This window comes from Salibacter sp., assembly GCF_031581065.1.
GTDB lineage: Bacteria > Bacteroidota > Bacteroidia > Flavobacteriales_G > Salibacteraceae > Salibacter.
In genome coordinates, this window is sequence record NZ_JAVLBN010000015.1 from 1 (window position 1) to 26,862 (window position 26,862).

A 26,862-nucleotide genomic window follows, 5' to 3' on the forward strand; every position below is an offset into this window, starting at 1 on the left:
GGGGTTGGTCCAAAAGAATTAAAAACTCACTTCACTTCGTTCAGTATTGGCCTTTTTTCGTTTTCACTTCGCTTGAACACTGCGTGTTCAGACTTCGTGAAAACGAAAAAAGCCCAGTGCTAATCGCACTGAGCTTTTAATTCTTTTGGCGGAGAGTGAGGGATTCGAACCCCCGGACCCGTGAAGGTCAATGGTTTTCAAGACCACCGCAATCGACCACTCTGCCAACTCTCCGCTGCAAATGTAATATCGCTTTTTAAACCTGCAAGCCCCCGATTCAAAAAAATTTCAGGGAATACGGGACTTCCAGCAATTGTTCATCAAAAAGGATTTGTGGCCCAAACGGTTAGCTCAGGAATAAATCCGCGGTTATCCATTTCTAAACTACTTACTATAGCATGAGCAATCTCCGTTGAGGAGAGTTTATTCGCTTCCTCAGGGCGTTCCTCCCTGGTCTCCTGCCCAAAGGCTGTGGGAACTTCACTCGGGTTGACATGAATCACGCGAACATTGTAAGGACGCAATTCTGCCTGCCAGCATTGCGACATTCCTCTCAACGCAAACTTTGATGAAACATAAACCGATCCTGTTGGATATCCCTTCAAAGAAGCTGTAGAACCCAGGTTTACAATATTTCCATGCTTCTGCTCCTTAAACAGCTCAGCGGCCTTAGCTCCCATCATGGCAGCTCCCATAACATTGATGTCGTAAACTGCCTGAAAATCTTCTCGTTTTAAATCTGTCAATTCTTTGCGCTTGTTGACCTTGTTGCCGTTTTTCTTTTCGTATTCTGTGAGAGTTTGTCTCGCCCCTATTCCCGCATTGTTGACCAAACAATCCAGGTGGTCAAATTCCTCCAGAAAAGTCTCGTAAGTCTTTGCAATGTCTTCGTCTTTGGCAACATCAGCATGAATGGCAAATGCATTGATTTCCTCAGCCACTCTACGAAGCTTTACAGGATCTCTTCCCGTAATTGCAACTTTACCGCCTTTATCGGCCAATAGCTTAGCTGTAGCCTTTCCTAAACCGGAGCTTCCACCGGTTACTAAAAATGTTTTTCCTTTAATCTCCATAAAATTGATTTGTATCTATTTTTAATTATTAATCGTTTACTTGAGCAACATTGTTCTAGTCATTACCTTTGCTCATTATGAAATTGACAATAACAGCCTTTATAACACTTCTATCATCTGTTGTTTTCGGTCAGAGCCTTACCGGGCTGGATGCACAATTCGCATTGTCTACGTTTTCAACTCCGGCTCAGAAGCCATACGTGGAAAACTATCTCAAAATTCAGGCGAAATCTATAAACTACCAAAAGAACAACGATAGTTTATATCAGGGAAAACTCATCGTGACTTACACTTTCTCTCAGGGTGATACGGTCAGAGCCTTCAAGAAATTCGAAATTTTGAGTCCAACCGTTACTGATCCAGACTCAGCAAAGGGATCGTTCATGGATTTGCAACGTATTGCCATAGACAACGGTGTTTACGATTTGGAAATCAAGCTCCGCGATGCATACGGATCTGACCATGAATACAAAGGATCACAAACTGTCAATGTCAATTATCCTGAAAATGAATTGTCAATTTCAGATATTGAACTCGTTGCCGATAAAGCTGTAGCCAAAAACCAGGATGGCCCATTTGTCAAAAACGGACTCAAGTTCATCCCCTACGTTTACGATTACTATCCCAATGAAATTAATACACTCTCTTTTTATGCTGAGATTTACAATGCAGGCAAATCGATTGGTGAGGAAACTCCATATGTAATCCGCTACGGAATTGTGAATGAGTACGGAGATCACTTGCCTCAATTTACAGCCTATCAGCGTGAAAAAGCCGGTGATATTACAATTTTGGCTAAAGATTTTGATATTTCAAACTTGCCAACCGGTAACTTTAAGTTGAAAATTGATCTGTTAGACAGTACTCAAACTGTATTGAGATCTGAAGAGCTCGAATTTTTGAATGTCAACAAAGCGCTCCCACAACAAAACGCTCCAACTAACAAGTATGACGCACTGGCCGATATGTTGCAAAAAACGCCACAACCTCAATTACTGGAACACATCTATTGCATGAAACCAATTGCTTCAGTTCCTGAAAAATCATTCATAAGGTTGCATGCTGAAAATGTGGATAAAGCCAAGCTTGAAAACTTCTTCATCGACTTTTGGATGGATAAAAATCCGAGAGATCCTTACGAGGCGTGGAAAGAATACCGCAAAAAAGTTGAGTATGTGAATCAGCAATTTGGAACACGTGTTGAGAAGGGATACGAAACAGACCGCGGACTCACATATTTGAAATACGGTCAGCCCAATACGATTGTACGTAGAGATAACGAGCCCAGTAATTACCCCTATCACATTTGGCATTATTACAAGCACCCAAAAAGATCAGATGCTCGCTACGTGTTTTACAACAAAGACAAATCGACAAACAATTACATGCTTTTACACTCAAATGTGATTGGCGAAATCAACAACCCAAGATGGAAATACGAGCTCCAAAGAAGAAACACGCCATACGGAGATGTTGACTTTGAAGGTGACGCCAGCGATTGGGGTAACCAGAGTGAAGACTTTTTCAATCAACCGAGGTAAGTTATCGTTTAAATCCAAGAATCTTAACCCCCACTTTCCTTTCCATGATGAAGTGTGTGAGTCCGTTCCAGTAAAATGCTGAAATGAGTGTGACGATTGCCATTCCTGTGATGTTGTAATAATGCAGTGCAATGCTTCCCAAAACTACCTGTAGCAATACACCGCCTGCGTATACCCATAAATTGTAACGCTCAAAGCCGGTTGATGATAGCACCTGATTGGGCGCTCCCAGTGCTACATTCACAAATTGAGCGAGCATCATCACCGAATACAATGCCCAGGTGATATTTTCATGGTAAAAATCGCCAAACAGTGATAAAATGATGTTCTTGAATGAAATGAGAACGATCAATGCAATTGCTCCAAAACTCAGGTTCATTAGCACAATGCGAGCTACGGTAGACTGTAGTTTTTGGATCTGACCACTATAATACAACTTGCTAACCTCCGGCCCCAGGGCGTAATTAGAAATATAAATTATCGTGTGGAGCAACATTGCAACGCGTTTCACAACCGAATAAATCGCAACGGTTTCATACTCCTCAAAATACTTGATGAGGTAAATATCAACGTTACTATCAATAATATCGATAACAGACATAAAATAGAAATACCATCGCGTAGCCGGCTTTTCATTTGATGTTTCAGATGCTTTTTCAATCGGTTTGGGAGGTTGCTTTTTTTTCAGTGAAGCGTAAATAATCACTCCGGCAATTTGACTGATAAAGTAAGCCGAAGCACTAAAAAACATGACTTTCAAAATGGTCAGATCCAGTTTTAGCCAAAAAACACCCGTAGATAATGTAAGCAGGAAAACAGCCGAGAAGAGTAACTTCTCAGGAAGTTGGCTCACTCCCACCTGGTCAAAAGCTTTTTGTACAGCCTGCCTGATTGTTCCTACAACGATAAAGCCGGTTATCAACAGAATCAATACAGTAATTGGCCATTCGATATTAAACCAGCCAATTGCGTTGGCACCGAGGAAAACCGCAGCCAATAAACTCCAGGCAATAGCGCTATAACCGAGACTCTTGCGGGTGATTCCGCTAAAGCCTTTGCTGAATCCGGTTCTGACCTTTAGTAATTCCCGTGTCAAAAAGTTGTGCTGGCCAAAAAGACCAATTACGACAAAAAGCTGAATGAGCGAACTGTAAAAGCTGTACTCACCAAACTGTGAAGCAGGCAAATAATTGGATAGCAAGATGTGTGTGAGGAAACTGGTAACTAAAAAGATACCATGAATCCCGGTAACTCCCATCAATTGCTTTATGTACTGGTCGTATTTCAGCTTCATGAACGGCCCGAATTTAGGTTAATTCGCGCAAGTTGCAGTCTGTAATCAACGAGTTTCTATCAAAGTTATTGATTGGGGTCTTGCTGAAATTCCTTATCAGTGAGTGTTTTGAGAAAAGCAATCAATGCCTCTTTGTCATTTTTGGAAAGCGAAAACCCGGTAATTAACTCGCTTTTATTGCGGTGGTCAGATCCACCAGAAGCATAATGATCAATCACTTGAGAAAGTGATTTAATGCTTCCGTCATACATGTAAGGAGCAGTTACTTCTACATTGCGCAATGAAGGAACAACAAACTTTCCCGCATCATCAGGATTTGAAGTCACCTTTGCCCTTCCCGAATCAGCATAATGAGCTTTGAGTCCGTTGTTTTGGAATGAATAATCAGTAAAGAAAACACCACTGTGACATTTTGAACAGTTGAGTGAGTCGCTTTTGAAGAGATCGAGTCCGCGAGTTTCGAGATCTGATAAAGACACCTTTTTTTCAAAAATTGCTCTGTCATATTTCGAGTTGCCAAAAATGAGCGTGCGTTGATAAGCTGCCAGTGCATGTGTAATCCCTCTCATCGTTACATCGCTATTGAAAACCTCTTTAAAACTATGCCTGTAATGTGAATCTTTACGCAATCGTTGAACAATAGTGGTAGAACTGATATCCATTTCGTTAGGATGATCAATTGGCGCCAAAGCCTGAAATTCTAACGACTCTATTCCGCCATCTTTAAAAAAATGCGGTTTGTATGCAACATTGACAAGTGAGGGCGAATTTCGCTCACCGGCTCGCTCATGAACGCCACTGCTAAACGCTACCGTATCGCTAAATGCGTGTTGTGGTAAATGACATGAAGCGCAAGATTTAGAAAAATCAGATGAAAGCCTACTGTCGAAGAAGAGGCGCTTACCCAAATTTATTTTTTCTTTCGTCAATTGGTTATCATCCGGTATTTCTGGTTTGGGAAACCAGCCGGGAACGTTCAGGTGATATTCCTCCTTTTGGTCAGAACACGAAAAAATGGCGATACTGATGATAACCAGTACCGCCATAAAGACAGAGTTTTTAACTTTATTCGAATGCAATTTCAAAGTTGTTTACAAAGTCTGTTGCTGCCGGCATATTATCCATCGTGTGGCTCTGACCATCATCGACTAAATCCAGCTCAGCATTGCTGTTCAAGACTTTATTGAAGTTGATTGTAATCGTGATGTCAGTATTTTCACCTTTCTTCACATCAAAACTGCGATCTACTTCTACACCTTCTCTGTAGAGATCAGTTGTTCCTGTGTGGTATAACCATGAAACCGTGTCGTTTTGAGTATAAGCAAAACCTTCAGCCTTTTGGAAAATATACATGGTTTTCCACGTCCAGTACATCGTATTACTGTTGTGTAGCGGATGCTCAGGTCCGTAATCAGCCGGATCTGCACTATTGAGTTCGTCCTTTACACCCTGATCAAACCTAACCTGTGTGTAAGTACCAACCGGTAAGTCAAAAGTAACCTTGTCATCGTATCGTGTAGCGTACGGACTCATATCAATAAATTCGATATCCTTTCCTACTTTTATCTTCCCTGACTGATTAATTCCCCCAACATCACTCAAATAAAACTGGAGCTTTGTTAGATTGAATTCGTATTCATTATTGTAGTCGTACTTTTCATCAAAGTTCATTGGAGCATCGTTGTACTCAATATCAAAATTAACTGTAACCTGACCTTTTTCAACAGGCTGCGGATTATTATCATTGTCATCTCCGTCATCGTCATTGCAACTAAAACTCAAGCCTGCCATAACAACAACTGAAGTCAGCAACAATAAATACTTTTTAAAATTTACTCTATTCTTTTTCATCGCGTTTAATTTGATAATAAAAGTAGCAATAAAAATATCGCTATACAGTGACTTTTGTTACAATTGATTAATTCTCATCCCACTGTTTATATACGTATTACAAGAAATAAAAATCTTTCACAAGTTCGCTTTACTCTTATAAAGCTTGTTAAAGTAATCTTAAATACCAATTTTGTGGCACGCTTTTAGCATTTTTGGGAGTCTGATAGAAAATAAACTAAAGAAATATGAGATCGACAATAACACTCGCGCTATTCGTTTTGTCCCTTTTACCGGGATTTTCACAAGACGGCTATTCATACAAATTTAAGATCAACGGCCTTGCTGATACTACCATCAAAATGGCCAATTTTTACGGTGCTCGCCAGTATTATAACGATACGGCTTACGTAAATTCTAAAGGTGAATTTGAATTCACCGGAAAAGAAGAAATGAAACCGGGTGGTATATACTCGGTGATCATGCCCGACAAAAAGTCTTACTTGCAAATCGTAATTGCCGAGAACTCCTTTTACATTGAAGCTGATAAGGACGACCTCATGAATTCTGTTAAAATCAAAAACTCACCTGAAAACGAGGCTTTTTACGAATATATGCGTAAAATGAATAGCCTGCAACCTAAACTGCAACAACTTGCTCAGCAAAAACAAAAGGAAACGAGCAAGAAAAAGAAGAAAAAGCTCCAGAAACAAATCGATGAAACGGCTGATGAACTCAAGGGATTCCGCGATGACTTTGTGAATGAGAACGAAGACCTCTTTATCGCTAAGGTGATGAGAGCCTCTATTGAGCCACAAGTTCCTGAAGAAGTTAAAAACAGTTCAGATTCTACTGCGCAGTACAAGTATTACAAAAAACACTATTTCGATAACATCGACATGACAGATGATCGCATGTTGCGCACTCCTATCCTTCACCAAAAGCTGGATTATTACTTGCAAAAAGTAGTTCCGCAAATTCCCGACTCGATTTGCGCAGCCGCGAAACGCATGACGGATCTGACCGGAAATGACTCAAACCTCATCTATAAATATGTCGTTCAACATGTGACAAATACTTACGAAAAGTCTAAGATCATGGGAATGGACGGTGTTTTCGTGTGCATGGCTGAGCAGTACTACATGAAAGATAAAGCCTTTTGGATCGATTCTACTCAATACGCTGAATTGGAAGAATCGTACACGAAACGCAAAAGACAAATTATTGGCGTAACGGCTGAAAACATCATTCTGCCTGATACGGGCGGAACATGGCACTCAATGTATGACATCAAATCGCCATATACCGTATTGGTTTTTTGGGACCCTAATTGCGGACACTGTAAAAAAGAACTCCCTAAACTTCAAAAGTTCTACGAAGAGAATAAGGATAATGGAGTTGAGATGTTTGGTGTGAGTACTGAGCTCAAAAACGGAGATCTCAAGAAATTCCTTAAGAAAAAGAACATCACATTCCTCAATGTTTCTGACACGCCAGAGATCAATGAGAATGCGGTAAAATACATCCGTGCAGGTAAAACGACTCTCAACAGTCTCAACTTTCGCGATTACTGGGACATCTTCAGTACTCCGCAAATTTTCCTGCTCGATGAAAACAAAGAAATCATCGCCAAACGCATTACTTCGCAGCAATTGCCTGATATCATCAACTCGCACCGCGAGAATGAAAGTATCAACGTAAAAGCAAAAGGACAAACGCGTTAAAAGCGGAACCGATAATCATAACGAGGCATTTTCACTCCGGTGAAAACAACCCCCATCCTAAATAAGTCAAGGGTCACAGAAACATTTTTGTGGCCCTTTATTTTTTCCCAGGCACGCGTCATTCCGGCCGACCAATAAATATCATCGAGAACGAAAATGGCTTCTTTAGCCGCGTGTTTTTCTATCTGTTCAAAGTAGCGAACTGTAGCCTCTTCACGATGATTTCCGTCAATATAAATCAAATCAAACGGTTGGTTTTCGGTCAGAGCCGAATCCAGCTTTTCATCAAACTGGCCAACTATGAGTTCGATGTTGCGCAATTTGAGGTCGTTAAATGTTTGCTGAGCGACTTTAGCTGTTTGCGGGCAGCCTTCAATCGTTACCACCTTACTCTTTGAATGAGCTGAGGCTAAAAAGGAAGTTGAAATGCCGAGTGATGTTCCTAACTCCAAAATATTTTTGGAATCGTAATAATGGGCGATCTTGAACAGGAGTTTGAGGAATTTCCTATCCGGACTCCCCTTTTTGGCTATCCCGGAGAGAGATCTCGTTTTTGTGAGTCCTGCCCGAGAGCCAGCTCCAAAGTCGGTTACTTCGATGGTCGAGGGATCTGACCGTAACTGTTTTCGTTTTTCAATGAGTTCATCAAAAACGTAGAATTCTTTTTTGGAATAAAGTACTTCCTCTAAAAAGTTATAGACAAACGGGGAATGAATGCCGTGGCGGGTTTTGGCAGTTGCCAGGTATTTGAAAAACTCGATTGCTGTGTGCACGGCTCTGTCCAAAAAAATCCCCGCAAAAAGCGGGGACGTGATGATTATTTTGTGAATTTTTCCATGACCTTGTTGCTCACTCCGGTATTGGAGAAGCCGCCATCGTGGTAAAGGTTTTGCATGGTTACTTTGCGCGTAAAGTCGCTGAAGAGCGTGATCGTGTAATCAGCACATTCATCAGCCGATGCGTTGCCCAGTGGCGACATAGAATCAGCAAATGAAATAAACTCGTCAAATCCTTTCACACCCGTTCCGGCAGTTGTTGGAGTTGGCGATTGAGAAATAGTATTGATACGCACTTTCTTCTTTTCACCGTAGTGATAGCCAAAGCTGCGCGCAATACTCTCCAAAAGAGATTTAGCGTCAGCCATATCGTTGTAATCAGGGAATACACGCTGTGCCGCGATGTAAGTCAACCCTACCACGCTTCCCCACTCGTTGAGCGCATCCATTTTCATAGCAGTGCTCAGTGTGCGGTGAAGTGACATCGCTGAAATGTCCATCGTTTTGTGATAAAAATCGTAGTTATTTTCTGTGTAATGTTTCTTCTTTCTCACATTGGGTGACATCCCGATGCTGTGCAAAATAAAGTCAACCTTACCGCCAAGAATTTCCTGAGCTTTGGTAAACAGGTTTTCGAGATCTTCCATGTTGGTAGCATCGGCTGGAATCACCTCGCTGTTGGTAGCATCAGCCAGTTTGTTGATTTCGCCCATTCGCAGTGCTATTGGTGCGTTTGTCAAAACAAATTCAGCTCCTTGCTCGTGTGCTTTTTCAGCCACTTTCCAGGCAATAGACTGCTCGTTGAGCGCGCCAAAAATGATTCCTTTTTTTCCCTTTAATAAATCAGTTGCCATAATCTAATGCATTTTTATTGGGCCAAAAGTAAGGAATTACCGCTTTTGAGTAAGACCGCGAAAAGAACGTTTTTGAACATCGCTGGCAAACAGTTCAAAATTTTGTTACTTTCGGTTCGTAAGCTTCGCACAATGCAAAAAACTTTCATCCTATTTCTCTTTATTGTATTGGCCGTTACGGTCAGATCCCAGGAGGTTTTCTCAGTCGAATACGCCCATCAGGCTGATGTGAAAGTCTTCGTAGCGGATTACGAGCACCAGGCAGACTTAAGCGTTTTCAAGGTCGATTACGGCCATCAGGCTGATGGCAACGAGGGTAAATGGTTTTTCGTGGAATACGCCCACCAGGCTGATAAAAAGATTTTTTTCGTTGATTACAAGCACCAGGCCGATGTCACCATTTATTTTGTAGAATACAGCCACCAAAGCGGCTGGAATGATAAATCGAAGAAACATTTATTTTATTGACAAATGCGCCTTTTCCTCTCCATACCAATCGGTAAAAAAGTGGCTGTTAAGCTGACGAGTTGCATTTAGTCGTTTCCTGACGGTCACAAATTGCGGTGGATTCCGCCTGCGAATTACCACATTACACTTTTGTTTATGGGAGAAACAGGTGAGCAATCGGTTCCTGAAATCAAAAAGGCTGTTGAAAGTATTTTAAACTCAACTCCTCCACTACCTACGCTAACGTTTGATAGTTTTAAAACCGTTCACGGGAACAAACCCAAAATGATTTGGGCTGCTTATAAACACAGCAAACAATGGCAAACATTGCGCGACAATTTGTACTACGCGGTTATCGGGAAAGGAAAACCCGATCACGTAGTTTTTAGTCCGCACGTGACGATGGCTCGCGTTTACGACAAAAAACCGATTCAGTGCCCTGATGTAAGCGGTGAAATGGATCTGACCGTAGAACCGAATGAATTGATTTTAATGCAATCTTTGTTGAAGAAAGAAGGTGCCGAATATGAGCCCGTTCATCATTTTCAATTGCCATGAAGGAGAAAGATTTTGCCAGGAGGATTGAAGACTTTTTGACCTCACATCGTACAAAAGACAATCGCGATAAATTGGCTGTTGAAATAGCGCAAAATGATAAATACTTTGAGTTGTTAATAGGTATTTGGAAGCGCGGAGATATTCACCCAAATTATGCAGCCTGGGTAGCTTCACATGCTGTCATGAGAAATGAAGAGCTCTTCAAAAAATACGGGGAGCAACTGTTCGATTTTATTCAAGATTGCAAAACGAGCGGTGAGGAACGCGAGATTTTGCGCATGGCTAAAGATTCTCATATTCCTGAAAAATGCGAAGGTAAAGTCCTGGGCACCTGTTTATCGAACATCGAAAACCCGGCTAAGGCGATTGCTATTCACAACTACAGTCTCGAGCTACTTGACCGATTCATGAAACGCTATCCCGAATTAGAAAATGAAATTATGGAAATCATTAGCCGAAATAAACCGCACTACGCTAAAACGATTCAGCGAAAAATAGACAAGCTATTTCACAAGCGGTCGAGGGCATCAAAATAAGCTGATGGTAAATGCCCCAACAAAACTTCCCTCTTTTTCAAATCCCTGTAACTTGAAATCGTGTCGATTAATCCCTTGATCAATAATTGTTCTCCGGCATGTGCATAATCGCTGTAAAGAGGCTTGACACTTTCGGGAGGTAAATTGGGTATCGGGTCAAAAATGTGTTCAATGCGTTGGTGAAATGACACACATTTCGCGAGCTTTTTAGAAAAAGCCGCATTCCCCACACGCGGAGATCCAAACGTGATGAGCCGGGGTTTGAGCTCGCACCATTCGAGAGCTGATAAGTTAGCCAGGCCTGCTCCCAGGCTGTGCCCTGTGATTGTCAACTTTCCTTCTCTAATTTGAGCACCGTCAATCGCTAAATCGACTGCGGTTCTGACCGTGTCAAATAAATCGTTAAAACCGCTGTGAACCAGCAACTTTTCGCTACTGCTATTTGACCAGGGTTTTTGCGTGAACAACATATCGTGGTACCATTCCATCGCTGCGAGTGTGCCCCTGAAAATCAAGTAATGGTCAGATCCATTGCGGAGCAAAACGCCAATCGGCAAAACCTTGTTAAACCTACTCTTCCACGGCAACAGGTTATTTTCAACATTGAAAGTTGCCAGTCTCTCAAAACTTTCAGGTAATTCAAATGGAAAATAAGGCCCAAACTCTTCCTTCCCGATGAGCGTCCATTTCTTTTGATTGTCGCCAAACCGGGCAGAAAAAGCTTCGGCATAAACGCCACAAATCAATTCGAGCAAAAAACGGTACTCAATTTTCTGCTCGCTTGATATAAGTTCGTTTTGGTCAGAACCGGCTAACTCATTGTTGCTTTTCAAACTCCTGTATTTTGTGTTTGAGTCTTTCCAGCATATCGCGTTCCTTAGAGTTGGTATTGTAAAACGCACCGGCAACAGCATCGGCAATTTCTACAGTGGCTCTGCGCAATTTTGCATCAAAAGCAGAATGGTGATCATCTACATAGCTGATAAAATCGATGAAGCATGTTTCAGGATCGGCAGACTGTTCCTGGCAACTTTCAAATTGCATTTCCACGTAAAAAGCGCTGTCTGTTCCAAACTCATCAGTTGAATTTTCTACCGGAACGAGATCTTTCACAACTTTTTCGTGCATGGCTTTCCGTTCCTTTTCGGCAACCTTCCCGTCAGATTTTGCAACAGCATAGAGCAGTTTCCCTAGCTCTGCATAAAAGTTTTTATAGATCATAATATGTCATTTCTGTTGCTACTAAGATACAATTCTGAAACGACAGATGGAGCATTAAAAAGACTGTTAATCCTCACTTTTATTTTCAACGAGTAGGAACATATTCTCATCCAGTTCAATATATCCCTGATCGTAACAAAAGAAATAAATACCACCTTTTTTGGTGCGAAGTATATGAGTAAAATAATTGAAGTTAAAACCGCTCTGTAAGAGTTTTAATTTGGAGATCTTAGTCTTACCTCCATCATTGAGATCATTGAGTATGCAGCGGTTTTTCTTGAGTCTTTTGTTGATCTTGCGGTAGTAAGCATCTTCATCACGGTGTTTGCGATTGTGATAACTACTCCTGCAATCGGCATCGCAAAAGCGTTTATCAATTCTGCCTCTCAACTTTTCACCACATTCCAAACAAGTACGTTCACTCATAGCTGCAGGTGTTGGTTTATTCAAATGTAAGAAAAATAAACAAATTTTATAGTTAACATTGTAAACATACTATAAGAACACTTGACCAACTTAATACCATTTTAACACCATCTCATGCCCGGTTCTTAATAATTAGCTATTGTGACAAAAGTCATAATACACAAAAACAAAAAGGGCTATTTTTGTACCAAATGAAAATCATTTCATCCATATTGTTGATTACACTGTTTGGCTTTACACAGTTTTATAATGCTGTGCTGTTTGTCAATTACCGCATGAATGTGGAAGAGATCACGGAGTTGTTTTGTGAAAACAAAGATAAACCTGAACTCCACTGTAATGGTAAATGTCACTTCAGCAAACAACTCATGGGTGAAACAGATGAAAAAAGAGCTCCGCAGGAAGTGACATTCTTACCTGAGCAAACGCTTTATTTTGGATCTGACAGTGAAAAACTCACCAGCGTATTTGACCAAAAAGAGAGCTCTTCAAACTTCTTTTATCAAAATTCATATTCCTTTTTAGCACCAATTGAGGTGTTTCATCCACCCAGGTCATAAGTCTTATACATTTCACCTCCTACTGTATTTATTCATTTAAAATCAAAGACTTATGTTACTCAAGAATATTAAAGTTTGGGCCTTAATGGCGCTAATTATTGGAGCAAGTACATCGTGTAAAGACGATGACGATGATGACAACACTCCCACCCCTTCAACTAATCCCTTTGAAAACTATGTAGTCCTGGGAACCAGTGATGACGACAATAACGATGATGACATCGTGATTTACGGTGAAAAGGAAGCTTTTGTGGGATACAACAAAATCTGGATCGTTGAAAGAGACGATGACGGAACTGTTGATGACAGCTTTTTAGATGACCAGGTGACAATAAATCCGGTTATGGATATGCCTATGCACACGCACAGTGCTCCGGCAGAACAACCGGGCACACCTGATCAAAACGGTGCGCGTGAAGCAGCAGTCGTGTTTGTGATGCCAACAACTGCTGGTGACTGGTACATTGATGTTACACTTACTGATGATAACGAATCAGAAACACATCGTGTGAAAATAAACAGTGTTGTTGAACCTCAAGAAACGAGAACAAAGAGCTTTTACACTCCTGACAGTGCTCGCTATTTCGTATCGCTTATTGAACCATCAGAACCTAAAGTTGGAATCAACGATTACGAAGTTGTGGTTCACGAACGCAAAACGATGATGTCATGGCCGGCAGTAAACGGATTAACCATGGAAATAGAGCCGGAAATGCCTACAATGGGCCACGGTTCACCAGATAATGAAAATCCGGTTGAAACAACTGATGGTCACTACGTTGGAAAGGTGAACTTCACGATGACAGGCTACTGGAAAGTCAATATGGTTGTCAAAAAGAACGGTAACGTCATCAAAGACGACCTTTTCTTTGACATCACGTTCTAAGAATCTCTAAAACATATTGATATGCTAAGGCAATTCATTGTCCTTACCTTACTCCCTGCGTCAGTTTTGGCGCAGGTGAGTGAGGTTCGTAATGACTCATTACGCGTAAAAAACCTCAATGAAGTAGAGATTGAAGAAGTTTTGTCTAAAACCAACCAAAATTATTCTTCAGTAAACAAACCCGGAGAAGCAATCAGGCAAATTTCAGGAGCAGATTTCATCAGGCGTGGAAATTACGCTTACGAACCAGTTTTTCGTGGACTCACAATGGAACGCATGAATATCACGCTAGATGGAATGCGCGTTTTTGGCGCCTGTACTGATAAAATGGACCCGGTCACTTCTTATGTTTCAACGAATAATCTGTCCGGTATTACTGCTGGTCAGAGCCAAAATTCAAGTGCATTTGGTGGCACTTCACCAGTTGGTTTGAACCTGGCAACCAAAAAAGCCCGCTTCACCGGTGAGCCGCAATTCACGGGAAATGGATTGTACGGTTTGAGCTTTAACGGATTGGGGAACGTAGCTCAGGGATCGCTCGATTACTCATCATCGAAGTTTGGGTTGAGAGTATCCGGTTCTTACCGTGATGCTGATCCCTACAATGATGGAAACGGTAACGAGGTTCTCTACACACAATTTCACAAGCTCAACCTGGCTGCAAATGCGAAGTACAGATTATCATCAAACGAGTGGATTGAAGCTCAATTCATTTTAGATGATGCCTGGGATGTTGGCTACACCGCTTTACCAATGGATGTTTCATCGGCTAAAGGTCAAATTTACAGCCTGTCGTATCATCGCTATTTCACAAACACAGTCCAGTCTCATCTCGAGATCAAGGCTTATGGAAATGACATCGAGCATGTGATGGATGACACAAAAAGACCCAATGTCCCTATGCACATGGATATGCCGGGTGGAAGTACCACTTATGGCGGTTATGCCCATTACGGTCAGAACCTGGGCAGCCGACATAAAGTGAAACTCAAAGCTGATGGTTTTTACAACGAGCGCTGGGCTGATATGATCATGTACCCCGAAAATGAAAAGGAAATGTTCATGGAAACATGGCCGTTATCAACGCGCGTTGGATTTGGTGGTGAAGGTGAATTGAGCTCAAAATGGACTGATAAACTGAATACTACACTCTTTTTCAGATCCAATTACTACCAAAATACAATGCTGAGCGACTTTGGCATGAAACAGATCTCCATTTTTGGTTTTGATAATACAGACAGAGAAGATTTAACGATGGGTGGTGGATTGGTAATCAATCACAATCCAACTATTTTCAATCACTCGTTGAGCATGAAAGTGAGTCAGCGGGTTCCTACTCTCAGTGAACTCTACGGCTTCTACCTATTCAACGCTCAGGACGGATTCGATTATATGGGAAATCCTGATTTAGAGATGGAAAACTCGTATCAGTTGAGCTATGAAATGAGAAAATCATTTGGTGACGTTCAGTTGAGTTTGAGTCCGTTCGTTCACTACATTGAAAACTATGTTTTTGGTGTTTGGGATTCATCGCTTTCAGTCATGACCATTGGAGGAAACGGGGTCAAGTTTTACGAAAACCTGGATTATGCTTACATTACCGGATTTGAGCAAAGTGCTTTTTGGCAAATCACAAAAAATATTTCGTTAAAAGAGCGACTCAAGTACCGCTATGCTGAGGATCACAACGGAACTCCTATCCCATTGATTGCACCGTTGAAAGTGGATTTAACAGCTCAATACAAAAAAGAAAAATGGTTCTTTGAAGTGAGCTCAAATATTACTGCTGATCAAAACAGAGTAAACCCAATCTATGGTGAAGATGAAACGAGCGGATACGTGATTTTCAACACCAGTGCTCAACGCATTTTTGAAGTTGGAAAGAATGAACTTACTGTTCGCGCAGATTTGCGAAACCTCACCAACCGGCAATACTGGGATCACCTCGACTGGGGAAATGTCCCGAGAGCCGGCTTTAACGGGGCTCTGACCGTTGGTTTTAAATTTTAATTAAAATCGCTGCCGGAATCATTTTTTGTTTTCGGTAGCGGTTTTTGATGCCTTGAGCGGAAAACGAGCCATAATAGAACGAATATCCATTTCCACATCTTCCATGTCGCGCTTATCATCAACCGATTCGCTCAACCAACCCTGCCATATTAGGCGTTTCTTTTTCACATCCACAATATCGATGATCACCGTACCCTCCCGGTAAGTGTATTCGCGGTAGGGATAGCGATTGTAACCCCAATCCCACGGATAGTAATAATCATAAGGATATGATGAACGCTCGAGTTTTGTTTTTTGCCTTACCCTGGTATCGTACATAATCCAGAGATCAGGGTTGACAGTGTCTTTTTTGAGTCCGCGCAGCTTCATTTCATCCTCGAGAACTTCCTCGATCTTTTGATCGGCAAAATCAGCGTATTCCTTTTCGGGATCGAGCTTGACCATGAATGTTTTGTACGATCTAAATTCGATATTTTCAGCGGTTTGTATGCTTACATCGCGTTGTGAGGCACATGCTGTGATCAGGATCAAACCAAAAAGAAAAACAAAAGCTCTACTCATGTCTGATCGATTTAAAGGCTTCACCCAAATTATTGATGATGTCAGATGCAGTTAGCGATTCAAACGACTCTTTTTCAAGCGCGGCATCTCCGGCTTTACCATGAACAAACATTCCTAAAAGTGCTGCTTGAAAACTGCTGTATTTTTGAGCGAGCAGGCCTGTGATAATTCCAGTGAGCACGTCTCCACTACCGCCAGTTGCCATTCCCGAATTTCCCGTGCTGTTGAAAAACACTTTGCGTTCGGGTGTAACCAAAAAGCTGATATGATCTTTGTAAAGGAGGTAACATTCTGTTTTTGAGCACCAGTCTTTGATTTTTTCAAGACGTTTAATCGGCTTATTTATTTCGCCAAATAATCTTTTGAATTCACCCGGATGTGGAGTTAAAATGCTTCCTTTTGGTAGATGATCGAGCCATTGCGGGTGTTCTGAAAGTAAGTTGAGTGCATCAGCATCGAGTACCAGCGGTTTCTCTGTGGTTTTGATCAACTCTTCCACGACAAATCGCGTTTCCTCGTGATGACCGATTCCGGGACCCACTCCAACAGCATTGAAATTTGAGTAATCAATGTCATCTTTTAAACATTCATCACCGGAATCAACAATGCACATCACCTCAGGAATAGCAGTTTGCATAACATCATAGCCACATCTTGGAATATGTGCAGTAACCAACCCTGCACCAGATTTTAGCGCTGCTTTTGATGATAGTACAGCTGCTCCAACTTTTCCTTTTCCACCTGCCGTTATCAATGCATGGCCGTAAGTTCCTTTATGCGAAAAGCCTTTTCTGTTTCTCAATATCTTTCGTGCACCTCTTTCGGTCAGAACCTCATGATCTGTCTTTTCGTCTTCAATAAAACTCTTGAGTAAACCGATATCGAGAACCGTTACCTGGCCTACAAACTCTGCATATTCAGCAAACTGAAATGATAACTTTGGTAACTGAAAAGTAATCGTTTCGTCAGCTTTGAATATGGTTCCATCGTTCTCGTCATTGTCATCAGCAAAAAGTCCTGATGGAATATCAATTGCCAGTCTTTTTGCTTCGTAATTGTTGAGTTTCTCGATGACCTCTTCGGGAAATCCTTCAACGGGTCTATTTAGTCCAGATCCAAAAATCGCGTCAATAATGAAATCCGGCTCGTTGATCTCGAATTCATCAGCCGATTTGATTGTCGTGATTTTGACGTTGCACTCCTTCAGTCTTTCAAAATTCGTTTTGAAATCATCTGAATACTGGTCATTGAAGTTGAGCACAACGACTTCTACTTCGTCTTGATCACTGTAATGGCGAGCAATGACAAGTCCGTCACCGCCATTATTTCCCAGGCCGCAAACGATCAGTATCTTTTGATTGATATAAAAAATGGGCATAGCCAATTTGGCATTGGTGACGGCTCGCTCCATCAAGTCTACACTTGAAATAGGTTCGTTCTGTATTGTATATAGATCAGCTTTTCTGATTTGATCAGCGGATAGTATTTTCATTTTTTCGGCTTTTGGCCAAAAGATAGCAATTGTCTGTGAATATCGCGAACCTGCTCGATCAATGACGAATTTCCGTCATTTAAAATCTCAAAATCGCAATATTTGCGTTTTTCGTCATCAGTCATCTGGTTACTCATGCGCTTTTCTACCTCATCAGCAGATGTGTTGTCACGCTCCACTACTCGTTTTATCCTGAGCTCTTTTGGAGCGGTAACTAAAATCAGTTTATCGCACTGTTTGTAACTGCCACTCTCGATCATGATTGCGGCCTCCTTGATGACGTAGGTCGTGTTCTGACTGTGATACCAGTCTTCAAAATCACTTTTTACTGCCGGGTGAATGATTTGATTGAGTTTTTCCAGTTTTGACTTGTCGCCAAAAACCTGATTGGCAATGTATTCTTTATCAGGCTTATCACTTTTGTAAGCCCTTTCACCTAAAAGTTCAATTACCTGAGATTTTACATTTTCACTTTCAATGTAGAGCGCTTTAGCACGTTGATCGGCATCGAAAACGGGAATACCAAAAGACTGAAATATGCGACAAACCGTACTTTTTCCACTTCCAATTCCGCCTGTAACGCCAACAATCATCGCGATCTGATTATGTATTCGACATTCTCAGGACTGTAGTTGATCACTTTGACGAAGTCATCTTTTGAAACAACATTGACATAGAGTTTTGGTGGGTGGTCTTTCAGAACCGAACGATAATCGACCTGGGCTGTGAACTGGTTATCGTCAACGCTGTCGAAATGCGACAGGCCTGTTTTGAAGTTGACGGTTACGACACGCGGATAAGTTGAGAGCGTGAGAGAATCGGGCAAATTGATTGTTTCGATCTTCACTTTTGTGGATCCCTGTGTGAGTTGCTCTACCAGTACGGTTACTTTCACATTTTCAGGTTCAAAGTTCATTTTACTTGAAGCGCTTACAATGGGCAACGCTTCATTCACGGTGGTTTCCAAATCTTCGAGTTCAAGTCTTTTTGTGAACACACTTTTCAAAACCTTTACCTCAGATTTTGGACCTTTTGCCACTACGGAATCGGGAGTTGAAAATGGTTCTGACTGTAATGTGTATTGATCGTTTACCTGGATGTTGAGATCGAGTTCAACCGGAACTTTTTTGGACATTCGCTCCTCGATGAGGATTTGAATAGAGTCAGCAGATAATTGATCGATATCGAGGTAGTCGCCAAGCTCATCGTTTACTAAATTACGGATAGATCCTGCATCCACAACCTTTCGTTCTACTTCGTCATCACCAAATGTTGAGTAATTACTTAAATCAACTGTAACGGGCTCAAATTCATCTTTTTTAGACACGCCTAAAAGATTAAACCCTTCTCCTCTAACTCTAAAAGAAACTGCTTTAGGCGGTGTGTTGACGATTACTTTTTCACTGGAGACACCGGCATATTCAACCGGCACAGAAATGGTTAAAGAATACTCTTTTGTGAGAGCGTTGAGAACCCAAAAAAAGGTGGCTATAAGCAAACAAACCAGGAAAACGTAAAAACGCTTTCCCGGTTTTTTTATGAGTGCTTTGATTCTATTCATACTTCGGTGCTATTAATCGCCTCCCCGAAGATATTATTTTCTCGGTTGTTGCGCTAATGTTGATTCACCTGTTCCTTTAGAGTATTCAGGTGAAATTGCTGAACGCTCAACAGTCAATTTGAATTTTCCGTTGATATCGATAACAACAGTCGTATCATTCAACTCGTCAAGCTTTCCGTGAATACCGCCAATTGTTACCACGTGATCGCCCTTTTTGAGGTTTTCCTTGAATTTCTTTGCCTCTTTTGCTTTCTTCATTTGGGGTCTGATCATGAAGAAGTAAAATACCACGATAATCAAAAGTAGCGGTCCAAAGTTTTCTAATAATCCCTGTAAATTTTCCATTTTTCTTGCGTTTTTTATTTTGATGGCCCCACAACATCACCGGTTATAGCCAGCGTGTTTGTTGCAGGAGTTGTGTTTGCAACGATATAAATCTTTTTGTGAATGCGTCCTACTTTCCCTTTACTATTGAACATAACTTCAATCTCACCAGATTCTCCCGGACCAATTGGTTTGCGCGGATATTTAGGAACGGTACATCCGCATGAGCCACGAGCTGAAGTAATCACCAGCTCTTTGTTACCCGTGTTTTGAAACCTGTACATCTTAGTCACTTTCTCACCCTGTGTGATTGTTCCAAATCCCTGAACTAGTGTATCGAATTCCATAATGGGTGCTTCACTGCTTTTTTTCGTTGAGTCTGACGAAGCAGTTGCATTATTCTTCACCATATCAGGTGTAATTGATTCCTGGTCAGATCCGGAGTTATTACAACTCCAGGCTACCAATCCTAATAGTGTGATAAACAATAGCTTTTTCATAATTTTCAATTATTCGATTAGACCTCTACCTGTTTTCGAAATTTCGCCATTTTTTTTGAGTTTGGCAACTAGTTTATCGAGCACTCCATTGATAAATACTTTTGATTTTGGTGTGCTGTAATCTTTTGCCAGCTCGATGTACTCGTTAAAAGTCACTTTTACAGGAATGCCCGTAAAATATAATAATTCACACAAAGCCATTCTCATCAGTACAACATCGAGCTTTGCTATACGCTCCAACTCCCAGTTTGTGGTGTTTTGAGAAATACGTTCAGATAGCGATTCCTTGTTCACGATTGTTCGCTTGTACAGTTCTCTTACAAATTTGAGATCGTCATCTCTGTCCTTGAAAAGCGGAAGGAGAAAATTACTTTGCTCTCCCATTTCAGGTGTCATGTTTTTGAATGTCTTGATAACACTTAAAATAATGAGTGCTAAATCATCACTCCAGTAGATGCTCTTGTCCTCAAAAAAGTCGTGAATCACTTCAAAGCTGGCAATGTAGCGCTTGAAGATTTTAACCATGAACTCCTGGTCTTCCTCAAAGGACTGCTCCGGGTTTTGCATGTACTGGGCATACTCTTCACTATCGCGAATTTGACGCCACAACTTTTTGATATTGTCTGACTCGAGCGACCAGTTGATCTTTTTCTTTTCAACCTCGGCTCTAAAAATAGTGTTGTTGTCCAGCAATTGAACAATAGCATTGTTGACAAACTTGAGATTTGGATTGAGATCCTCATCAGTTGCCAGTCGCTTCTCTTTGTTTTGTTCAATATTCCTACGCGCTTTCTCAGCAACTTCGTTAGTGAGTTCAAGAACATAGAGATACAGGTCGTAAATTTTATTGATGCTAGTGAGCATGTTTTTTTCACCAACAGTCATATCAGCATTATCGCTCTCAAATGCGTAAATAGCCTGTAGTCCTTTGACGCGTAGGTAGCGTCTGTTAATCATCCCTTCTTGCATTAACGGGTCTTATTTATCTTTCCGATTTGCTCAATTCTCTGCTCAGCTAATTTATTAGCTGCTTCGTAGGTAGGGATATTTTGTTCGTTGGCAAGTTCAAAAATACGTAAAGTCGTGTCGTAAATCGTTTCGCACTTATTCATCGCCCTGTCGCGGTTATAACCTTCGAGTTCTGAATAGCAATTGATTACTCCACCGGCATTAATCACGTAGTCAGGAGCGTAAATAATACCACTCTCCTTAACTGCCACACCGTGTTTCTTTTCATCAGCGAGCTGGTTGTTGGCAGCTCCGGCAATCACATTGCAATTTAGTTTTTGGAGTGATTCATCATTGACAGTAGCTCCCAATGCACATGGAGCGTAAATATCCATATCATTTTCGTAAACCTTATCAGAATCGATAACATTAACTGATGAATGTTTATCAGTAACGAGTTTGATTTTATCGTCAAAAATATCAGCTATAGAAACCTGAGCATTTTCCTTCATAAGGTGATCGATCAAATAACGACCAACGTTTCCTGCTCCCTGAACAGTTACCTTTTTACCGCCTAAATCGTCAGATCCGTAAGCGGCTTTTGCAGCAGCTTTCATGCCCAGGTAAACTCCGTAAGCTGTTACCGGAGAAGGATCACCTGCTCCACCTAGCTCTTTAGGTTTACCGACAACGTGATTTGTTTCGTTGCTGATAAACTCCATATCCTGAGTAGTCATTCCAACATCCTCAGCAGTGATGTATTTTCCATTGAGTGAATCAACAAATTTTCCAAAACGCCTCATGAGCGCTTCGTTTTTCATCGTGCGAGAATCACCAATTATTACAGCTTTTCCACCACCCAGGTTGAGGCCGCTTACTGCATTTTTGTAAGTCATACCGCGCGATAGGCGCAAAACATCGTTTATAGCTTGAAGTTCGTTGTCGTAAGTCCACATTCTGGTACCGCCAAGTGCAGGGCCTAATGTGGTATTATGGATTCCAATGATCGCTTTTAAACCGGTTGCATCATCCTGACAAAACACCACCTGTTCATGTCCCATTTGAAACATTTCCTGAATTACAGGGTTTTGTGTTTTATCGGCCGGTGAAACTGTATTCACATCCATGTTTATTGTATTAGAACGTTAATATTCAGAGACGAAATTTACTATACATTTGCTCCGTTATTTGGGACGGCAAATGTAGCTTTTTTCTCGGGATTTGTTAATGTAGGAAAGTACTCAACTGAATGAAATCACTTCGATACCTCAATAAATATTTAGTCAAATACAAATGGCGCCTGTTACTGGGCATTTTATTCATTGCTATATCGAATGTTTTCAAAATCTTTCCCGCTCAAATAATTCGCTACGCATTTGATATTGTAAAGGAGACAATTGTCCAGTATCAAGTATTGAACGGAACTTACTTTCATGCTGACTTCTATGCGGTTTTGAGTAAAATGCTATTGCTCTTTGGAGGCTTTGTTCTACTCATGGCTTTAATGAATGGACTCTTCCTCTTTTTTACTCGTCAAACGATTATCGTGATGTCGAGACTTGTCGAATTCGACTTAAAAAATGAGGTTTTCCAGCACTACCAGGATTTGAGTTTGGCCTTTTACAAGCGCAATAACACCGGGGACCTCATGAATCGTATCAGTGAAGATGTGAGTAAAGTAAGGATGTATTTGGGTCCGGCTATTATGTACACGCTCAATCTCATTGTGCTTTTTGTCTTAGTCATCAGTACAATGATTTCAGTTAACGCCAAGCTCACTCTCTATGTGCTCACTCCACTCCCGCTGCTCAGCATTTCGATTTATTATGTGAGCAACATTATCAATATCAAAAGTGAAAAAGTGCAGAGACAACTCTCGAACATTTCAACTTTTGTTCAGGAAGCTTTTTCAGGTATTCGTGTTTTGAAGGCCTACAACATCAATATGGATCGCGAAAAGGCTTTTTTAGAAGAAACTGAAACCTATAAAGATAAAAATCTTGAACTTGTTAGAGTTAATGCCCTGTTCCAACCCTTAATGATTTTGCTAATAGGTCTTAGTACAATTCTAACGATTTACATAGGTGGTGAACTCGCCATTTCTGGCGAAATCACAACCGGTAATATTGCCGAGTTTGTGATTTATGTGAATATGCTCACCTGGCCGGTGGCAGCTCTGGGATGGGTGACATCGCTTACACAGCGTGCTGCGGCATCTCAGGAACGTATCAATGAATTTTTACAGTCAGAACCGGAAATCAAAAACCACGTTCACACCGATACACCTGTTGAAGGAAATATCGAGTTTAAAGATGTTCATTTCGTCTATCCTGATAGCGGAATTGAAGCGCTAAAAGGTGTTAGCTTCTCGATTAAAGCTGGTGAATCTCTGGCAGTTATTGGTAGAACAGGTTCAGGTAAAACGACAATCGCTAATTTGATTGGTAGATTGTTTGACCCTACTCAAGGTGAAATTCGCGTTGACGGCAAACCTATTAAGGAGTTCAACCTCAATCAACTCAGGAAATCAATTGGTTACGTTCCGCAAGAGGTTTTCCTCTTTTCTGATACGATAGAAAACAATGTTGCTTTTGGGCTGGATCTGACCAAAAATAATTTAGAGGCGGTTGAACAGGCCACTAAAGATGCACAGGTTTATCATAATATTGCTGAGTTTCCTAAAGGTTTTCAAACTGAACTTGGTGAGCGCGGTATCACTTTATCTGGCGGACAAAAACAGAGGCTATCCATTGCAAGGGCTCTGATCAAAAAACCCAATATTCTCATTTTTGACGATTGTTTGTCAGCAGTTGATACTCAAACTGAAGAGCGTATTTTAACGAATCTCAAACGCATTATGAAAGGGAGATCTTCTGTTATTATCTCTCACAGGGTGTCTTCGGTGAAGCACTGTGACCAAATTATAGTGCTGGATGACGGCAAAATTGTTGAGCGTGGCAATCATGCTGAATTGCTCTCTCAAAAAGGTGTTTACAGCGACTTGTACGAACAACAACTTTTAGAAGAACAGGAAGCTTAACCCCATTTTTTTCCGTAGGTCTTTTTTCAATACATTTGAAATCTCTATTATTGATGAGATTTAAAGCTAAACGGACCATGGAAGACAACAAGGATTTTGAACAAGAAGAGATTTACGCTAAAAGAGTGAGAGCAGGCAAGCGTACATACTTTTTTGATGTGCGTTCTACAAAAGGCAACGATTACTTTTTGACGATTACTGAAAGTAAGCGAAAATTCAACGAAGACGGATCTGTTCACTACAAAAAACACAAGATCTTTCTCTACAAAGAGGATTTTGAAAAGTTCAGTGATGCGCTGAGCGATTCTTTCCAAAAAATTATTGAATTGAAGCAGGAACAAAACGAACGCCTGAACGACAAATTTGAAAACCAGTTTACTGAAGTGAGTTTTGACGAACTTGGCGACAACGGTGAACCACAGGAAAAAAGCTAAACTCACTTCTCTTACATTGTGAAAAAACCGCTTGATGAGCGGTTTTTTTATTGTTATACTTTTGATGATATGAGCAAAAAGAACAAGAAAAAACGTGTTGATGTAGTCTATTCAACAAACCCTGATTACGAATACGACTACGAAGGTGAAAGTGTGGAAGAAACACTTCCTCCTGAGGAGCAAAACCTGAAAGTGCGCATTGAAAAGAAAGGACGAGGCGGTAAAACCGCTGTTGTGGTAAAAGGATTTATCGGATCTGAAGATGATTTAAAAGACCTGGCCAAAACGGTTAAAACAAAATGTGGTACAGGTGGCTCTGCAAAAGAGGGTGAAATCATTATTCAGGGCGAAATGCGCAATAAAGTGCTGGAGGTTCTTAAAAAAGAAGGCTACAACGCTAAGCAAGCCGGTGGTTAAGAACAGCTATACCCTTCAGCTTCGCGGTTGTCTATTTCACCTTCATCAGCAGTACACACTTCTTCGCTAGAGTTAGTTGTGTCAATTGGATTACCCTGCGAATCTTCAATCACAACTGATCGGCTGCAATCGTAACACTTAGAGCATGATGTGCCAATTATTCCAAAAAAAGAAGCTACTAATAAGAATGTAAAGATATTTTTCATCACTTTTGATTTTTCGATTACAAATTTAAGCATCACAACTTCAATGCCACAAATAAAACATTCACCCGTAAAATTTATTGCCTGCGCTTTGCTCATAACCTTTTTTCTTTCGAGCTGTTCATCCCATGATCTCAAAGAGTTGAGTTGGCTCACTGGCGATTGGGAGCGCAGTTTTAATAATACGAACCAAATGGAGTCCTGGAAATTGCGTAACGACACGATTTACGGTGAAGTAAAATACTCGAATGGCAATGACACTTCAATCATGTGGCTCTCAAAAATATACAAAGAAGATGGCATGACACTCGAACTCGTAAACGACAAAACGATAGAGCCTTACCGCTTCACGATCAAGAAAAAGAACGACACTTCAATCATCTTCCACAATCCTGAATACCAATTCCCTAAAGAGATTCTCTACCGCACTTCAGGAGATTCTCTCGTGAAAATCGTTCATGGATCTGCTGGTAAAATACCAAAATCTGCTGCGTTTAAGTTTGGACGCCTTTCGAACTAGATTCTCTCATCGCTCTTTCGTAGAGTTCCTCATAGCGAGGCAAAATCTTTTGAATATCAAATGTTTGAGCTACATCAAAAGCTCCTTGTTTGAATTTTTCGTGTTTATTTTTATCGGTCAGAACCGAAAGGCTATTGGCGATCATCGACTCTACATCTCCCACCGTACTCGTGTAACCGCTTTTGCCATCAATATTCACCTCAGGTAAACCACCGGTATTCGATGAAATAACAGGCACTTTAGCAGCCATCGCTTCTAGAGCTGCCAAACCAAAGCTCTCAGTTTCTGAAGGAAGTAAAAACAAATCGCTCATACACAATACGCGTTCTACCTCTTTTGTTTTTCCGAGGTAAATGACATCTCTTCCCAAACCGAGTTCTCTTGCCTCATCAATCGTTTTAGAACGCTCGGGGCCGTCACCAACCAAAGCCAAACGAGCCGGGATCTGATCGTGAATTCCTTTAAAAATGCGAACAACATCGTGGACGCGCTTTACTTTTCTAAAGTTAGAGATGTGTGTAATAAGCATTTGTCCATCTTCAGCAAGTCTCGCTTTTTCGCAATTCTTGCGGTTCTGATAGAGAGTTAAATCGATGAAATTTGGAATCACCTCAATAGGCGTTGAGCAATCAAAAAACTCAATTGTCTCCTCTTTGAGGTGTTCTGACACGCTTGTTACATAGTCACTGTGCTGAATACTAAACTTCACAGCCGGTTTGTAGCTCGGGTTCTTACCAACAAGTGTAATATCGGTACCGTGAAGTGTCGTGATGACAGGCACATTGATTCCCGCATCAATCAAAATCTTTTTAGCCATGTAAGCAGCAAAAGCGTGCGGAATGGCATAATGAACATGCAAAATATCCAACTTTTCATTTTTAACTGTGTCCACCATTTTGCTCGCCAAAGCGAGTTCATAAGGTTGATAATGAAAAAGAGGATAATCCTCAACATTTACTTCATGATAGTAAATATTCTCTTCAAGTATATCTAATCTAACGGGCTGGCTGTAAGTAATGAAATGTACTTTATGGCCTTCTTTGGCAAGCGCATTTCCTAATTCGGTAGCGACTACTCCACTACCACCATAAGTTGGGTAACAAACGATTCCAATGTTCATAATTTC

At 41.0% G+C, this 26,862-nt stretch carries 31 protein-coding genes and 1 tRNA gene; 12 read left to right on the plus strand and 20 right to left on the minus strand.

Annotated features, from left to right (window positions below):
* Positions 1-146: 146 nt before the first annotated feature.
* A tRNA-Ser gene (locus tag RI557_RS05450) sits at positions 147-234 on the minus strand.
* Between the two features lie 86 nt (positions 235-320).
* Positions 321-1,073, minus strand: a complete 753-nt coding sequence (locus tag RI557_RS05455) for an SDR family oxidoreductase (RefSeq protein WP_310667818.1) — start codon at positions 1,071-1,073, stop codon at positions 321-323.
* Between the two features lie 77 nt (positions 1,074-1,150).
* Between RI557_RS05455 and RI557_RS05460 the strand changes: the two genes are divergently transcribed.
* A complete protein-coding gene (locus RI557_RS05460; protein WP_310667819.1) occupies positions 1,151-2,614 on the plus strand; it encodes a GWxTD domain-containing protein in 1,464 nt (487 codons plus the stop codon).
* Between the two features lies 1 nt (position 2,615).
* Here the strand turns inward: RI557_RS05460 and RI557_RS05465 are convergent, their stop codons facing one another.
* From RI557_RS05465 to RI557_RS05475, 3 genes are all read right to left on the minus strand, one after another.
* Positions 2,616-3,908, minus strand: coding sequence for an oligosaccharide flippase family protein (locus RI557_RS05465; protein WP_310682622.1), 1,293 nt, complete (start codon positions 3,906-3,908; stop codon positions 2,616-2,618).
* 65 nt (positions 3,909-3,973) lie between these two features.
* Entirely contained in the window at positions 3,974-4,954 is a 981-nt protein-coding gene (locus RI557_RS05470) for a cytochrome c peroxidase (protein WP_310682624.1), read from the minus strand.
* 19 nt (positions 4,955-4,973) lie between these two features.
* Positions 4,974-5,759 (minus strand): MbnP family protein, encoded by a 786-nt coding sequence (locus tag RI557_RS05475; protein WP_310667822.1) that lies wholly within the window; start codon positions 5,757-5,759, stop codon positions 4,974-4,976.
* Between the two features lie 227 nt (positions 5,760-5,986).
* Between RI557_RS05475 and RI557_RS05480 the strand changes: the two genes are divergently transcribed.
* On the plus strand, positions 5,987-7,462 hold the full coding sequence (locus RI557_RS05480; protein WP_310667823.1) for a redoxin domain-containing protein: 1,476 nt from the start codon (positions 5,987-5,989) through the stop codon (positions 7,460-7,462).
* Here RI557_RS05480 and RI557_RS05485 read toward each other — a convergent pair.
* The gene (locus tag RI557_RS05485) at positions 7,459-8,235 is read right to left on the minus strand and encodes a class I SAM-dependent methyltransferase (protein ID WP_310682626.1); all 777 of its coding nucleotides are present in this window, start codon (positions 8,233-8,235) and stop codon (positions 7,459-7,461) included. The genes RI557_RS05480 and RI557_RS05485 overlap by 4 nt on opposite strands.
* A 44-nt stretch (positions 8,236-8,279) precedes the next feature.
* Positions 8,280-9,092, minus strand: coding sequence for an enoyl-ACP reductase (locus RI557_RS05490; protein WP_151167301.1), 813 nt, complete (start codon positions 9,090-9,092; stop codon positions 8,280-8,282).
* Between the two features lie 132 nt (positions 9,093-9,224).
* On the opposite strand from RI557_RS05490, the gene RI557_RS05495 reads away from it, so the two are divergent.
* From RI557_RS05495 to RI557_RS05505, 3 genes are all read left to right on the plus strand, one after another.
* Positions 9,225-9,560, plus strand: a complete 336-nt coding sequence (locus tag RI557_RS05495; protein WP_310667825.1) for a DUF6150 family protein — start codon at positions 9,225-9,227, stop codon at positions 9,558-9,560.
* A gap of 90 nt (positions 9,561-9,650) precedes the next feature.
* On the plus strand, positions 9,651-10,097 hold the full coding sequence (gene thpR / locus RI557_RS05500) for an RNA 2',3'-cyclic phosphodiesterase (RefSeq protein WP_310682628.1): 447 nt from the start codon (positions 9,651-9,653) through the stop codon (positions 10,095-10,097).
* Positions 10,094-10,633, plus strand: coding sequence for a hypothetical protein (locus RI557_RS05505; RefSeq protein WP_310682630.1), 540 nt, complete (start codon positions 10,094-10,096; stop codon positions 10,631-10,633). The genes thpR and RI557_RS05505 overlap by 4 nt, the downstream gene beginning before the upstream one ends.
* On the opposite strand, the gene RI557_RS05510 is transcribed toward RI557_RS05505, so the two are convergent.
* From RI557_RS05510 to RI557_RS05520, 3 genes are all read right to left on the minus strand, one after another.
* Entirely contained in the window at positions 10,606-11,466 is an 861-nt protein-coding gene (locus RI557_RS05510) for a lipase family protein (protein ID WP_310667828.1), read from the minus strand. The genes RI557_RS05505 and RI557_RS05510 overlap by 28 nt on opposite strands.
* Positions 11,450-11,854: a hypothetical protein gene (locus RI557_RS05515; RefSeq protein WP_310682632.1), complete on the minus strand. Its 405-nt coding sequence runs from the start codon at positions 11,852-11,854 to the stop codon at positions 11,450-11,452. The genes RI557_RS05510 and RI557_RS05515 overlap by 17 nt, the downstream gene beginning before the upstream one ends.
* A gap of 66 nt (positions 11,855-11,920) precedes the next feature.
* On the minus strand, positions 11,921-12,280 hold the full coding sequence (locus RI557_RS05520) for a hypothetical protein (protein ID WP_310667830.1): 360 nt from the start codon (positions 12,278-12,280) through the stop codon (positions 11,921-11,923).
* Between the two features lie 191 nt (positions 12,281-12,471).
* Between RI557_RS05520 and RI557_RS05525 the strand changes: the two genes are divergently transcribed.
* The 3 genes from RI557_RS05525 to RI557_RS05535 are packed head-to-tail and all read left to right on the plus strand — an operon-like array spanning position 12,472 to position 15,736.
* Positions 12,472-12,840, plus strand: coding sequence for a hypothetical protein (locus RI557_RS05525; RefSeq protein ID WP_310682634.1), 369 nt, complete (start codon positions 12,472-12,474; stop codon positions 12,838-12,840).
* Positions 12,841-12,892: 52 nt separating this feature from the next.
* Positions 12,893-13,726, plus strand: coding sequence for a FixH family protein (locus RI557_RS05530; protein WP_310667832.1), 834 nt, complete (start codon positions 12,893-12,895; stop codon positions 13,724-13,726).
* A 21-nt stretch (positions 13,727-13,747) separates the two neighbouring features.
* The gene (locus RI557_RS05535) at positions 13,748-15,736 is read left to right on the plus strand and encodes a TonB-dependent receptor plug domain-containing protein (RefSeq protein ID WP_310667833.1); all 1,989 of its coding nucleotides are present in this window, start codon (positions 13,748-13,750) and stop codon (positions 15,734-15,736) included.
* An 18-nt stretch (positions 15,737-15,754) separates the two neighbouring features.
* Here RI557_RS05535 and RI557_RS05540 read toward each other — a convergent pair whose 3' ends face one another.
* The 8 genes from RI557_RS05540 to RI557_RS05575 are packed head-to-tail and all read right to left on the minus strand — an operon-like array spanning position 15,755 to position 22,249.
* Entirely contained in the window at positions 15,755-16,297 is a 543-nt protein-coding gene (locus RI557_RS05540) for a DUF4136 domain-containing protein (RefSeq protein WP_310667834.1), read from the minus strand.
* Complete coding sequence (locus RI557_RS05545) at positions 16,290-17,789, minus strand: NAD(P)H-hydrate dehydratase (RefSeq protein ID WP_310682635.1); 1,500 nt, start codon at positions 17,787-17,789, stop codon at positions 16,290-16,292. Before RI557_RS05545 ends, RI557_RS05540 begins: the two co-directional genes overlap by 8 nt.
* Positions 17,786-18,382: a dephospho-CoA kinase gene (gene coaE / locus RI557_RS05550; protein WP_310682637.1), complete on the minus strand. Its 597-nt coding sequence runs from the start codon at positions 18,380-18,382 to the stop codon at positions 17,786-17,788. Before coaE ends, RI557_RS05545 begins: the two co-directional genes overlap by 4 nt.
* Positions 18,379-19,350: a YbbR-like domain-containing protein gene (locus RI557_RS05555; protein WP_310682639.1), complete on the minus strand. Its 972-nt coding sequence runs from the start codon at positions 19,348-19,350 to the stop codon at positions 18,379-18,381. The genes coaE and RI557_RS05555 overlap by 4 nt, the downstream gene beginning before the upstream one ends.
* Positions 19,351-19,383: 33 nt before the next feature.
* Positions 19,384-19,695, minus strand: a complete 312-nt coding sequence (gene yajC, locus RI557_RS05560) for a preprotein translocase subunit YajC (RefSeq protein ID WP_310667838.1) — start codon at positions 19,693-19,695, stop codon at positions 19,384-19,386.
* Positions 19,696-19,709: 14 nt separating this feature from the next.
* Positions 19,710-20,174: a DUF1573 domain-containing protein gene (locus tag RI557_RS05565; protein ID WP_310667839.1), complete on the minus strand. Its 465-nt coding sequence runs from the start codon at positions 20,172-20,174 to the stop codon at positions 19,710-19,712.
* 9 nt (positions 20,175-20,183) lie between these two features.
* Positions 20,184-21,143, minus strand: coding sequence for a transcription antitermination factor NusB (gene nusB, locus RI557_RS05570; RefSeq protein ID WP_310667840.1), 960 nt, complete (start codon positions 21,141-21,143; stop codon positions 20,184-20,186).
* Positions 21,143-22,249 carry a Glu/Leu/Phe/Val dehydrogenase gene (locus RI557_RS05575; protein WP_310682641.1) on the minus strand — a complete coding sequence of 369 codons (1,107 nt, stop codon included), beginning with the start codon at positions 22,247-22,249 and terminating at the stop codon, positions 21,143-21,145. Before RI557_RS05575 ends, nusB begins: the two co-directional genes overlap by 1 nt.
* 122 nt (positions 22,250-22,371) lie before the next feature.
* Between RI557_RS05575 and RI557_RS05580 the strand changes: the two genes are divergently transcribed.
* The 3 genes from RI557_RS05580 to RI557_RS05590 all read left to right on the plus strand — a co-directional run bounded on the left by RI557_RS05580 (position 22,372) and on the right by RI557_RS05590 (position 25,013).
* Complete coding sequence (locus tag RI557_RS05580) at positions 22,372-24,162, plus strand: ABC transporter ATP-binding protein (RefSeq protein WP_310667842.1); 1,791 nt, start codon at positions 22,372-22,374, stop codon at positions 24,160-24,162.
* Between the two features lie 77 nt (positions 24,163-24,239).
* Positions 24,240-24,596, plus strand: a complete 357-nt coding sequence (locus tag RI557_RS05585; protein ID WP_409079680.1) for a DUF3276 family protein — start codon at positions 24,240-24,242, stop codon at positions 24,594-24,596.
* Positions 24,597-24,665: 69 nt separating this feature from the next.
* Entirely contained in the window at positions 24,666-25,013 is a 348-nt protein-coding gene (locus RI557_RS05590; RefSeq protein ID WP_310667844.1) for a translation initiation factor, read from the plus strand.
* On the opposite strand, the gene RI557_RS05595 is transcribed toward RI557_RS05590, so the two are convergent.
* Positions 25,010-25,219 carry a hypothetical protein gene (locus tag RI557_RS05595; RefSeq protein WP_310682643.1) on the minus strand — a complete coding sequence of 70 codons (210 nt, stop codon included), beginning with the start codon at positions 25,217-25,219 and terminating at the stop codon, positions 25,010-25,012. The two genes, RI557_RS05590 and RI557_RS05595, sit on opposite strands and share 4 nt — an antisense overlap.
* 88 nt (positions 25,220-25,307) lie before the next feature.
* Here RI557_RS05595 and RI557_RS05600 point away from each other — a divergent pair, with 88 nt between their 5' ends.
* On the plus strand, positions 25,308-25,736 hold the full coding sequence (locus RI557_RS05600; RefSeq protein WP_310682645.1) for a DUF6265 family protein: 429 nt from the start codon (positions 25,308-25,310) through the stop codon (positions 25,734-25,736).
* On the opposite strand, the gene bshA is transcribed toward RI557_RS05600, so the two are convergent.
* Entirely contained in the window at positions 25,711-26,856 is a 1,146-nt protein-coding gene (gene bshA / locus RI557_RS05605) for an N-acetyl-alpha-D-glucosaminyl L-malate synthase BshA (protein ID WP_310667847.1), read from the minus strand. The two genes, RI557_RS05600 and bshA, sit on opposite strands and share 26 nt — an antisense overlap.
* Between the last annotated feature and the right edge of the window lie 6 nt (positions 26,857-26,862).